General features: G+C 40.3%; 12 protein-coding genes. 8 read left to right on the forward strand and 4 right to left on the reverse strand.

The window, feature by feature from the left end:
* Nucleotides 1–3: 3 nt before the first annotated feature.
* From folC to purF, 4 genes are all read left to right on the forward strand, one after another.
* Nucleotides 4–1,293: a bifunctional tetrahydrofolate synthase/dihydrofolate synthase gene (gene folC, locus CXF95_RS07400; protein WP_101198099.1), complete on the forward strand. Its 1,290-nt coding sequence runs from the start codon at nucleotides 4–6 to the stop codon at nucleotides 1,291–1,293.
* A gap of 4 nt (nucleotides 1,294–1,297) precedes the next feature.
* Nucleotides 1,298–1,963, forward strand: coding sequence for an SPOR domain-containing protein (locus CXF95_RS07405; protein ID WP_101198100.1), 666 nt, complete (start codon nucleotides 1,298–1,300; stop codon nucleotides 1,961–1,963).
* Between the two features lie 157 nt (nucleotides 1,964–2,120).
* Nucleotides 2,121–2,609, forward strand: a complete 489-nt coding sequence (locus CXF95_RS07410) for a CvpA family protein (RefSeq protein ID WP_101198101.1) — start codon at nucleotides 2,121–2,123, stop codon at nucleotides 2,607–2,609.
* A gap of 13 nt (nucleotides 2,610–2,622) precedes the next feature.
* Complete coding sequence (purF, locus tag CXF95_RS07415; protein WP_101198102.1) at nucleotides 2,623–4,140, forward strand: amidophosphoribosyltransferase; 1,518 nt, start codon at nucleotides 2,623–2,625, stop codon at nucleotides 4,138–4,140.
* A 94-nt stretch (nucleotides 4,141–4,234) separates the two neighbouring features.
* Here purF and CXF95_RS07420 read toward each other — a convergent pair whose 3' ends face one another.
* From CXF95_RS07420 to CXF95_RS07435, 4 genes are all read right to left on the reverse strand, one after another.
* Entirely contained in the window at nucleotides 4,235–4,834 is a 600-nt protein-coding gene (locus tag CXF95_RS07420; protein ID WP_101198103.1) for a Yip1 family protein, read from the reverse strand.
* A gap of 293 nt (nucleotides 4,835–5,127) precedes the next feature.
* Nucleotides 5,128–5,865, reverse strand: coding sequence for a bifunctional 2-polyprenyl-6-hydroxyphenol methylase/3-demethylubiquinol 3-O-methyltransferase UbiG (gene ubiG, locus CXF95_RS07425; protein ID WP_101198104.1), 738 nt, complete (start codon nucleotides 5,863–5,865; stop codon nucleotides 5,128–5,130).
* Between the two features lies 1 nt (nucleotide 5,866).
* A complete protein-coding gene (locus CXF95_RS07430; protein ID WP_101198105.1) occupies nucleotides 5,867–6,283 on the reverse strand; it encodes a DUF3429 domain-containing protein in 417 nt (138 codons plus the stop codon).
* Nucleotides 6,284–6,372: 89 nt separating this feature from the next.
* Nucleotides 6,373–7,245 carry a LysR family transcriptional regulator gene (locus CXF95_RS07435; protein ID WP_101198106.1) on the reverse strand — a complete coding sequence of 291 codons (873 nt, stop codon included), beginning with the start codon at nucleotides 7,243–7,245 and terminating at the stop codon, nucleotides 6,373–6,375.
* Between the two features lie 92 nt (nucleotides 7,246–7,337).
* Between CXF95_RS07435 and CXF95_RS07440 the strand changes: the two genes are divergently transcribed.
* The 4 genes from CXF95_RS07440 to CXF95_RS07455 all read left to right on the forward strand — a co-directional run bounded on the left by CXF95_RS07440 (nucleotide 7,338) and on the right by CXF95_RS07455 (nucleotide 11,066).
* A complete protein-coding gene (locus CXF95_RS07440; RefSeq protein ID WP_101198107.1) occupies nucleotides 7,338–7,838 on the forward strand; it encodes a lactoylglutathione lyase family protein in 501 nt (166 codons plus the stop codon).
* A gap of 201 nt (nucleotides 7,839–8,039) precedes the next feature.
* Nucleotides 8,040–8,717: a spermidine synthase gene (locus CXF95_RS07445; protein WP_101198108.1), complete on the forward strand. Its 678-nt coding sequence runs from the start codon at nucleotides 8,040–8,042 to the stop codon at nucleotides 8,715–8,717.
* A gap of 635 nt (nucleotides 8,718–9,352) precedes the next feature.
* Nucleotides 9,353–10,501, forward strand: coding sequence for an ice-binding family protein (locus tag CXF95_RS07450; RefSeq protein ID WP_101198109.1), 1,149 nt, complete (start codon nucleotides 9,353–9,355; stop codon nucleotides 10,499–10,501).
* A gap of 214 nt (nucleotides 10,502–10,715) precedes the next feature.
* The gene (locus CXF95_RS07455; RefSeq protein ID WP_232787705.1) at nucleotides 10,716–11,066 is read left to right on the forward strand and encodes a GAF domain-containing protein; all 351 of its coding nucleotides are present in this window, start codon (nucleotides 10,716–10,718) and stop codon (nucleotides 11,064–11,066) included.
* The last annotated feature ends 129 nt before the right edge of the window (nucleotides 11,067–11,195 follow it).

Genomic DNA, 11,195 nt, shown 5'->3' on the forward strand with positions numbered 1-11,195 from the left:
TTAATGACTCATCTCATACCCCCCCAAGCCTCTGAAAAAGAGGCTTGGTCATTAGACCAATGGTTGACTTATCTTGAGCAGGTTCACCCAAGCAATATCGAACTTGGGCTAGAACGTGTTGCTGAGGTTTTTTGCAATTTACAGCTCAACCTCAGCCAGCGAACAATTATCACTGTTGCCGGTACTAATGGAAAGGGCACTACCTGTGCCTTTATCGAACAAGCCCTGTTGACGTCAAAATATACAGTCGCTGTATTTAGCTCACCCCATCTCTTAGATTACCGCGAGCGTTTAAGAGTCGCGGGAGCTATGCTGCCTGAAAAAGCTCACTGTCAGGCGTTTTTAAAGGTGGATCAGGCACGAGGTGATACTTTATTAACCTACTTTGAATTTGGGACATTAGCGGCAATGCAGTTAATGGCAGACTCCCATGCAGATTATTTGTTATTAGAAGTGGGGTTAGGTGGGCGTTTAGATGCGGTTAATATTGTCGATGCCACGATAGCTGTGATAACCAGTATTGATTTAGACCATCAAGATTGGCTTGGTCATACCAAAGAATTAATTGCTATTGAAAAGGCGGGGATTTTTAGAGCCAACATTCCAGCCGTTATTGGTGAGCCGCATCCCCCAACTACACTGGTTAACGCGGCCTTAGATTATCAGGTCAAACCTTTATGGCAAGGCAGTGATTTTCAGTATCAAATAGATGCTGAAGGATTTCATTGGCAAGGTGTAAATAGTTGTTATGAGCATTTGCCTGTTCCCAATATTCCAGCCCAAAATGCCTCAACAGCACTGCAAGTCATCGAAATATTAGGATTACAATTAGATAACAGACAGATGGCGCAGGTTATTTATCAAACCCGTTTGCCTGGAAGACGCCAGGTTATTCACAATACACCCACAGTTATCTTGGATGTAGCACATAACCCCCAGGCTACTCGTTTATTAGCCATTGATATTAATAATATGAAATATAAACGGGTTATCGCAGTTGTGGGCATGTTGGCGGACAAAGATATTGAGGCAACACTTGCCCCAATGTTTTCTGTTATATCAATTTGGTATTGCGCTACTTTAGGTGTTCCTCGAGGAGCGCAGTCAAGTCGACTCGTTTCTGCTGTATTAAGCTCAAAGCAAAAAGTGTTAGAATATGGGTCAGTCGAAGCCGCATACAGATGTGCTTTAGAAAAAGCCGAAAAAGATGATCTAGTAGTCGTCTTTGGATCTTTTTTTACTGTGACAAATGTATTGAAAATGGCGGCGTTAACCCCTCACGAAAAGGTTTAGAAAAGTGTCATCCGCATTACAAAATCGCTTGGTAGGCACCGCCATAGTTGTTGCTATAGTTGTGATTTTTTTACCTGACTTATTAGATGGTAAACAAGAATCAAAGCGTAACTTATTTGTTGAATTGCCTCAAAAACCACCCATGAAGACGGTTCAATCTCCTTCTGCCTTTGACACTGATAGAGTAAAAAAAGCGGCAACACGCGAAGTTGAAATTATTTCTGAGCAGGCAGTAGATGAAAATATATCGCCGAACTTAGGGGCTGAAAAAAATGCCGAAAGCCGAACCGTAGATGTACAAGTGCCTGACATATATCAAGAAAGTGAATCTGTATCGGTGGCAAAAACCTCAAAAAAGGCTAAGCCAAAGGTGAGCAGTTTACAGCAGCAAACTGTGGTGGAACAAGATGTTGAGAGACTTTTGGCTAGTGCAGGTTGGGTGGTACAACTAGGCAGTTTTCGCCATCAGAAAAATGTAAAAGAGCTGTTGAATCGCTTAGAAAAAGCGGGCTATCGTGCTTTTAGTCGGCCTGTAAAAACTAATTCAGGTACTTTAACCAAAGTGTTTGTTGGACCAGATTTGCAAAAAAGTAATTTAGAAGATGCACTATCCCATCTAAAAGAATTAACAAAATTACAGGGCAGGGTGACACCATTTACTGTTCAATAGCTAATTAGTTTAAAGGTTCTCAGTTATTCTATGTTGTTAGAAAATTATCAGGATTTTCGCCATTCCTTTTGGTAGAATGCGCGCGAATTTAATTCTGTGATGTTAAAAGGCTAGTCCATCTTAATATCACATCATTTAAGCGGTAAAAACGAATCTTATGAATTGGATTGACTATGCCATACTAGCTGTAATTTTACTTTCCGCCGTTATCAGCATAATTCGGGGCTTTGTAAAAGAAGCCATCTCCTTGGCAATTTGGTTTAGTGCGTTTTTTATTGCCAGCCAATTTTATATCGATCTTGCCACTTACCTCACAAAATTTGATGATCTGATGATCCGCAATGGTGTGGCCATTGCCATCTTGTTTGTAGCTACTTTATTGATCGGTGGCCTAGTCAATTATTTGATTTCGCAGTTAGTTCAGTTTACTGGGCTGACAGGTACAGATCGCGCATTAGGACTAGTTTTTGGTGCCTTGCGCGGCATCTTAATTGTCAGTGCGTTGTTATTTTTCTTAGATACGTTTACTCCTTTGTCTGCATCAGCATGGTGGGGCACATCAGTCCTTATTCCAGAATTTAGTTTAATCATTGAGTGGTTTTTTGAATATTTACGAAACAACTCAAGTTTTATAAAGCCAGTTTAAAAAGGTAAATAGCATGTGTGGTATTGTCGGAATAGTGGGTAAAAGCCCAGTCAATCAAGCTTTGTATGATGCCTTGACCGTTCTCCAGCACCGGGGCCAAGACGCTGCTGGTATAGTCACTGTAGATGACGGTGTGATCCACCTCAGGAAAGACAATGGCTTGGTGAGAGATGTGTTTCACACTCGTCATATGAAAAGACTAACGGGGCAATTTGGTATTGGTCACGTTCGTTATCCCACTGCTGGCAGTTCTAGTTCGGCAGAAGCACAGCCTTTTTATGTCAACTCTCCCTATGGTATTGCTTTCGCACACAACGGTAATTTAACTAACGCACATGAGCTGAAAGATGAAGTGGCTAAAGTGGCGAAAAGGCATATCAACACCACCTCAGATTCAGAGTTATTGTTAAATATTATTGCCCATGAATTACAAAATTGTGCAGGTTTACATCTTACACCTGAAGAGGTCTTTAAGGCTGTTTCCAAAGTACATCTAAAAATCCGAGGTGCATACGCGGTTGTCGCCGCTATTATTGGCAACGGAATGTTGGCATTTAGAGACCCTTTTGGAATTCGCCCGTTGTCTTTAGGTAAACGCAAAACTGAGTTCGGTGATGAATATATGGTAGCCTCTGAAAGTGTGGCACTTAACGCGGTTGGTTTTACTTTTATTCGTGATGTAGCACCCGGCGAAGCTATTTATGTGACTGAATCAGGCGAATTGCACACTCAACAATGTGCTCAACAACCCATTAGTGCTCCCTGTATTTTTGAATTTGTTTATTTTGCTCGCCCAGATTCGTTTATTGACGGTATATCTGTCTATGCATCGAGGGTAAATATGGGCCGCAAACTTGGGCAAAAAATTGCTAAAGAATGGGCTGATTTAGATATTGATGTTGTTATTCCTATTCCAGAAACGTCTACCGATGTCGCCCTGCAAATAGCCCTTGAATTAGATAAACCCTATCGCCAAGGCTTTGTAAAAAACCGTTATATTGGTCGTACGTTTATTATGCCAGGTCAAACCATGCGCCGTAAGTCGGTGCGCCGTAAATTAAACGCTATCCCTTCAGAATTTAAAGACAAGAGTGTGCTCTTGGTTGATGATTCGATCGTGCGAGGTACTACCTCAGAGCAAATTATTGAGATGGCACGTGAGTCTGGTGCCAAGAAGGTTTATTTTGCCTCTGCGGCCCCTGAAATACGTTTTCCTAATGTGTATGGCATTGATATGCCATCAGCCAATGAGCTAATTGCATATGGCCGCGAGATAGAACAGATCAGTGACCTAATCCGTGCAGATGGTTTGATTTTCCAAGACCTCACCGATTTGGTGGATGCGGTTCGTGAATTGAACCCTGATATTAAACGTTTTGAAACGTCAGTATTTGATGGTAATTATATTACAGGTGATGTGGATAATGCGTATTTGCAGCGTATCGATAATATGCGAAATGAAGAGTCAAAAAACGAAGGTTTACAAACAGAGTTGAGTAATTTAGAAATGCACAATATGAGTCAAGACTAGGTTACGTTTTTTCATAGAAAGCCGTAGAAAGTCATAAAAAAAAAGCCACGTTTTCGACAAACGGTGGCTTTTTTTATAAGAGCTACAAAGAGTGTTAACCCACGTAAACAGGTCCCATGCCCAGACTCCACAAAATAACTGAAGCCGCCATTAATATCGCTAGCAACACCAAACCACAAGTGACCACTGAGCTTGCGTATATAAAACCTTTTCCCTCTGGAATATGCATCAAAATGGGTGTTCCTGCGTAGAGTAAATACACCGAATAAGTTAAGCCAACCAAACCAATAAGCATGACAAACCATAACACTGGAAAGAAAGCGGCAAAGCCCACCATAAATAAAGGTGTGGCAGTATAAGCCGCGAGCTCAAGTGACTGTGTATAAGTTGGAGTTGCATCGAATGCTTTGGCTAGTTCATGAATTAATATCGCTAAGGCAATCACTCCCGACATTAAACCAAAATACATACCAATGCTCATCAGCATGGCACTATCATGGGTTAATTTAATAATGTCACCTACACCTATACTCCAACCAATATGCGCAGCAGAATAATAACTCATCAAAACAGGTATTAAGGAAATGATAGCGATATGACTCAAACTGTAAAAGTAATTCTCATGACGTTTGTCAATTGCATGCCACTCTTCTTTTGGATGGGCATATAATCCCCACAGGTGATTTAAAATCATACAACTCAGTCTCTTATGTTGTTAAAGGTTAATACGTTTTGTTAATTAAAATTAAACATGCCATTAACAATTATTGTCTGTGAGTAGACCCCAAGCGTCAACCTTTTTATCTTTATCTATGTAAGCTAATTGATCTTTATCAAAGGTTAACTTGGTTTATATGTTCCTATCACTACAAAATGGCTGCACTAGGATATGTTTGGCTAGATGAACTGAACATTATTATTCATATTTCGAAACTGTGATTAATCAGTTTTTAATCGAGCAAATCGTCTTTGAATACAGAACATCCTTTATCCACGGTTCTTTTGTGCCATTAACATATAGTTTACCCAAGTGGGTTTGATTAACCGCATACTGCGGTTAATGGGGTTAACTGCTACCCCTGTGTTAGACCTTAACTCAAAGCCATCGGCATGCAACAAAGGGATTAACTCAGCTGGCTTAACCAACTTATTATAATGATGTGTGCCCTTAGGTAATAAACCCGTGACGTACTCTGCACCAACAATAGCAATGATGAAGGCTAACCAATTACGATTGATAGAGGCAATAAATTGTGTGCCATTAGGTTTCACTAGGGCGTTGCAGCCGCTAATAAAACTATTTACATCCACCACATGTTCTACCACTTCCATATTGAACACAATGTCAAATTGTTGATTGGTTTCAACCATTTGCTCAACACTGACTAACTGATAGTTAATTTGAAGTCCGTTCTGTTTTGCATGTGCTGTTGCTACACCAATATTTTTCTCGACTACGTCTATCGCCGTAACAATAGCACCTTGCTTGGCTAAGGATTCGCTCAATATGCCGCCGCCACAACCAATGTCCAGCACCTTCATACCAGCTAAAGGCTGTTGTTTGTGATTTTGTATTTTGAGCTGAGTCAATATCCACTCAATTCGTAATGCATTGAGTTTGTGTAATGGCCAGAAAGGGCCATCTAAGTTCCACCATGTATCAGCTAATTTTTCATAATAGGCTACTTCTTTAGGATCAATTTTAACCGACTTCAGGTTTGGCATTTTATGCTACTCCAAATAAATAGCTGGTTATCATAGTTAGGCTGGCAGTGATTGTTAGGACTGTGCGCAACCTGCTATAGGTACTAGGAGGTTTAGGGATTAATGAGCTAAACCGTTCAATCGCCCAAATAAGTATAAAGAAACAGGCACCTATGGCTAACCATTGAAGTGGTAACAGTAAGAATGTAAAAAACGCAGTCAAAAATAAAATATTACTCAGCACAATGCGCCAGAATTTGGCGTTCTGCATATCAGTCGTTGGCCACCAAGCGCCGCATAAAAATGTGAAAATACCAAATGAGTAGAGGGCTAGGGCATCTCTCACCAAAATATTTTCGGACAGAATAACGGATAAAATAGCCAGGCTAATGAAAGGGAGTAAACCAGCATAGCCCAATATTTTTATAGTAGGTGGCATAGTACAACTTCTAAACTTTAAACATGGATCAATACTGGTGCTTAAGGACTAAGTGGTCAAAAGGATCAAAGGTGTCGAATACAATCTGATTAACGCAAATAATCGGTTAGCACCGATTTGATAAACTTACTTCTATTAGACAAAGTAGAGTGTCGGTTAACACATAAATAGAGATCCTCACTCACTGATGTTTGTAATTTATGTATCTTTATGGAATTTTGATGTTGATAGGCTTTGACTGCAAACCATGGAAGAACAGTAAATCCAAATCCTCTACTGACAGGATCCAATATCAAACTGATTTGATTTGAAAAACCTTTACAGGGAAATTGTTCTACGTGTTCAAATTCCGCGAAATTCATACTCAGTAATTGCCTGCCGTGATGCTCAGCGTCCGGATGTGAAATAAACCCTAGCTCTATCAATGTTTGCCAATTAACCGACTTAACTTTGTTTGATGTGATTAATACTAGAGGTTCTTCGGCGACTTTCTCGCTGAGCAAACTACTGTTATTGGTCAATTCTGTGATCAAAGCTAAATCTAGTGTTCGGTCTGCTAATTCTTGTTGTATGGCTTTATTTGGCGCAAATCTATAATCAATGACTAACTCTGGATGCTGTTGCTGTAAGTCAAGTAAATGCGAGTAAAGCTTTAGGCCAACACTGCCCGGTGAGGCAATCTTGACTCGGCCAACATAAGCTTTATCTTGTCTAATCAGCGCTTCCAATTCATCACTAGAACGTAATAGCTCAAGGCCTTTTTGGTGTAACTGATGGCCAGCAGCAGTTAATGAAAATGTCTTCCCTTCTCTGATTAATAATTGGCTATCGAGCTGCTTTTCCAATTTTTTAATATGTTGGCTAACCCCTGACTGCGTCATAAATAGTTTTTCAGCCGTTTGGGTGAAATGTCCTACATTTACAAGAGTACAAAACGTTTTTAACAGAGCCTGATTTATCATTACAAAAAATACTTATATTCATGATGAATGATAATTTTAAGTGTTTTGTTGTGAAATGTATACTTTGTCAATCAATTAACAGGAGACAAATAATGAACAAACAGTACCCACGAACATTTTCCCATATCGGAATTTCTGTACCTGATTTAGACGCGGCGGTTAAATTCTATACACAAGTGCTTGGGTGGTATCTTATTCTGAAACCTACTGAAATAACCGAAGACGACTCCTCTATTGGCGTAATGTGCACGGATGTTTTTGGTGCAGGTTGGGAGCATTTTCGTATCGCACATCTGTCTACAGGAGACAGGGTAGGGGTTGAATTATTTGAATTTAAGGGACAAGAAAATCCTGAGAATAATTTCGAATATTGGAAAACAGGTATATTCCATTTTTGTGTTCAAGATCCTGATGTTGAGGGTTTAGCTGATAAAATAGTCGCTGCTGGTGGTAAAAAGAGAATGAAAGCGCCGCGCTATTACTATCCGGGTAAAAAGCCTTATCGGATGATTTACATGGAAGACCCTTTTGGTAATATCTTGGAAATATATAGTCATAGCTATGAGTTAACCTATGCCGATGGGGCATATTAGATAAGCACTTTGAAGTTCCCAATATTGAATTGGGAACAACTCATTCTCTCTATTTCTCGTGTGAGTTGCTGGCTTTAATATAAGCATTAGTCAATTTGGACTTATCATTAAGACGCTTTCGATGTATAAATTTTGAAGGGGGAATTATGTTAATGTGTGGAACTCAAATTCTATTTTCACACATTTTCCTTAGGCAGTATTATGATCCCCTGGACCTTACTTGGCAGTGCTCAAATTCCTAATAACGGCGGCGAATTAAAATTTTCGCAACGAGGGGATGAATTCTCTATTCGTCTATCGGGTATCCGCGGCGAACTTATGAACAGTCGTTTGTATAATTCAGAAAAAGAGTTGGCTGAGTTGGGCTGTGCTCATATCCAATCAGCGAATAATGCCCATGTATTGGTAGGCGGCTTAGGCATGGGATATACATTGGCTGCAGCCTTAAAAGCGGTGACTGAAAGTTCTCAAGTCACAGTGGCTGAACTTATCTCTGAAGTAGTGATCTGGAATCAAGGTCCTCTAGGTAACTGTGCTAATAACCCACTTCAAGATCCCCGCACTAAAGTCCATATTGGTGATGTAAGAGCACTTTTGAAGATTAGAAAACCCACCTTCGATGCCATTTTACTGGATGTCGATAATGGCCCCGAGGGCTTAACTCAAAAAGATAACAACAGTATTTATTCGCCAAAGGGCTTGGAAGATATTTACAAAACCCTTCGACCCAAAGGTATGTTGGCCATATGGTCTGCGGGTCCCGACAATAAGTTTACGGTACGCCTAAAAAAGGCCGGATTTAAAGCCGATACTCGCATAGTGCGTGCCCGTCCCGGAAAGGGCAGTCGGCACACTATCTTTTTGGCCCGTAAACCTTAGTTTAGCTTGTGCCGATTTAAAAGTTATCGGTTTGTATTAAATAGCCAACAATATCATTTGCTAGATGCACTTTAACTCTCCATATTCTGGATAATCAGTACCGATTTTTGAAGCGTTCTTAAATGTTTTAAATCGATCTATTAGGTAGCCTTCACAACAATTTTTTCTACTACTCACTCTCAGAATTTGCTCTTAGTGCCTGCGGTAGTTATCTGATATCAAGCCCTTTCAAATAGATATGTGGCGACCTTATTTGGCTCAATGCTATCCAATCAGTTTCTGCATAACAGACCCTTATTAGACTAAAGTTCAACATACTAAAGTTCAATTTCGGTTCTCCAATATTAGTTTTATAATCAGTATAGATTTAGGCCCAAATGTTTGTGGTAGATACTCAGATATCAAACCTTGTCGTTTTAGAAAATATTCTAAGCGGTATTGACGGCAATTTCATCAAAGCAATCTCTTGATAAGAGGCTTTGTTAATTATGCTCTAAAAATGTCAATGACTGAAAGGCAAGCCTTTCCCCATTGGCGGCACTGTTTATTATTTGAAAGCCTACATTAGGATTAGATGCTGGTAACAACATCAATGGAATTATTAATAACGTTAATATTTGAATGTAGGAAATATCATGAACAGTAAATTATCAAAACTTTTTTTAGGAAGCATATTATTATCTGTCGCAACAGGGTCTTCAGCAAGCTTATTGCTTGGTCCTGATTTGATCGGTTATTCTGGTGTGTCTGGTGCCGCATTTAATGTAGGAGCAGACGCACTGATAACAAATAATATCGCAGCATTTGCTGACATTGGTACCGGTGCTGGCTCTACTACCGCTAATCTATCTTCTAGCACCGGCGCCGTTTCTACAGGTGCTGATGGGAGCGCGGGAAACATATATGCCGGCGCTGCCGCAGTTATCGGGGCTCGAGCTGCCGCTGGAGACGTATACTCTGCAGCAGCCATCACAGTAGCCGCTAATAGTACCGCTGGAAACGTCTATGCTGCTGCAGCCGTCACTCTTGGCGCGGGTTCGACTACACAAGACGTATATGCCGGAGCAGCTATCACTGGAGTCTCGAAAGGAACCCAAACAGCTTTTGCTGTTCCTACTGCTGAACTTAGTTTATATAAAGATTCGTTTGACGTCGACGCTGCTTTAAAACAAATAGGTGATACCCAAGATGCCTTAAAAAAACTCGATACTGATTTCGCATTGGCTGTGGGTTATGGAAGTACTGTTTTTGAGGCTGGAGTATGGGAAGGAACTGCTGTGACTGTAGCCGCAAACTCAATCATTCAATTTGATGGTAAGGGTGAAGAAAACCCTATTTGGGTTTTTAATCTTATTAGCGCTCTAACCTTGGGTACCAATAATAAATTCGAAATAATTAACGCCGGCGCAGGGGCAAGTGTCATCTGGAATATAGGCGGTGGGCTAACTATGGGGGCAGGTAGTTCTTTTGTGGGTGCTGCTTTTGTAACAGGAGCTGTAGCCGCTGCTACATCAGACGTTACTTGCGGAAACTTATTTACGAATACGACGGCCGCCATTGGCATAGGTGATATGATATCTACCAATTGCCTCGGCACAGATTCATGGACGGGCTCAATAAATGGGTTAGCTGCGGGCATTGATATTACCGATGGGATTATTTCAAACAAGTCAATAGTAGTAGAAGAGGCTGATCCAGTATCAGTCTCTGAGCCATCGACTGGTTTATTGATGTCTAGTTTTGCTTTAATGTTTTTTGCCGGTAGATTAAAACGTCAATCGTAAGAAAATATTTCAATACGTGATGGACTTAGCAATTCACTGTTTTGTCCATCACCTTCTCTTTAAATGCCGCGTTTTTTAGCTAATACCTCTGTGAATAAAAGCCGATAACACCCTAGTCTAAGCCAATTATAATAAAACTAACATATGCTACTTTTGCCTTGAATTCTTTCAACCAAAAGCCAGCTTATGGACGTTTAAAGACCAATATTCAAAAATGGTTTCAAATGTCAATTACGATCGTATTAATAATAAATATGGGGGAGTAGCTGAGCTCACACGTGAGGATTTTGGTTCATACTTTGACGCAATAATCAGTAACGAAGTCATTAACGCTAGCGATGCTAGGGAACATCCGCAAACAGCTTGTTTTAAAGAACTCTATTTTAAACCTAATAATATTTATTCGTTGCTTGATTTTATTTTGCACCACGATTTTAAACCCATAGGCGTCATCTGTTGTGAAAGTGTTGGAAGCATTAACCAATGGAGCGAAAATGATGTGAAGTCATTACGGCGTATCGCCAATGCCAGCTCATTGTATTTCAATTTAGGCCAGACTACCTGATATACGTACCTCCCTTGAAAAGAGTGTTGAAAGTGACACCCAATGTTGAAAACCAACCAAAGTCTCTTGTAACACATCTATCGATGCTGTGTTTATGAAAGAAGCGAGGGCTCTAAATCTCATGCCTTA

Source organism: Paraglaciecola sp. MB-3u-78 (genome assembly GCF_002835935.1).
GTDB lineage: Bacteria > Pseudomonadota > Gammaproteobacteria > Enterobacterales > Alteromonadaceae > Paraglaciecola.

Excerpts from the sequence above, each read along its gene's own strand:
- CXF95_RS07435 (WP_101198106.1), bottom strand. The coding sequence starts at position 7,245 with ATGATAAATCAGGCTCTGTTAAAAACGTTTTGTACTCTTGTAAATGTA.
- CXF95_RS07430 (WP_101198105.1), bottom strand. The coding sequence starts at position 6,283 with ATGCCACCTACTATAAAAATATTGGGCTATGCTGGTTTACTCCCTTTC.
- ubiG (WP_101198104.1), bottom strand. The coding sequence starts at position 5,865 with ATGCCAAACCTGAAGTCGGTTAAAATTGATCCTAAAGAAGTAGCCTAT.
- CXF95_RS07445 (WP_101198108.1), top strand. The coding sequence starts at position 8,040 with ATGATCCCCTGGACCTTACTTGGCAGTGCTCAAATTCCTAATAACGGC.
- purF (WP_101198102.1), top strand. The coding sequence starts at position 2,623 with ATGTGTGGTATTGTCGGAATAGTGGGTAAAAGCCCAGTCAATCAAGCT.
- CXF95_RS07410 (WP_101198101.1), top strand. The coding sequence starts at position 2,121 with ATGAATTGGATTGACTATGCCATACTAGCTGTAATTTTACTTTCCGCC.
- CXF95_RS07440 (WP_101198107.1), top strand. The coding sequence starts at position 7,338 with ATGAACAAACAGTACCCACGAACATTTTCCCATATCGGAATTTCTGTA.
- CXF95_RS07420 (WP_101198103.1), bottom strand. The coding sequence starts at position 4,834 with ATGATTTTAAATCACCTGTGGGGATTATATGCCCATCCAAAAGAAGAG.
- CXF95_RS07455 (WP_232787705.1), top strand. The coding sequence starts at position 10,716 with ATGGTTTCAAATGTCAATTACGATCGTATTAATAATAAATATGGGGGA.
- folC (WP_101198099.1), top strand. The coding sequence starts at position 4 with ATGACTCATCTCATACCCCCCCAAGCCTCTGAAAAAGAGGCTTGGTCA.
- CXF95_RS07450 (WP_101198109.1), top strand. The coding sequence starts at position 9,353 with ATGAACAGTAAATTATCAAAACTTTTTTTAGGAAGCATATTATTATCT.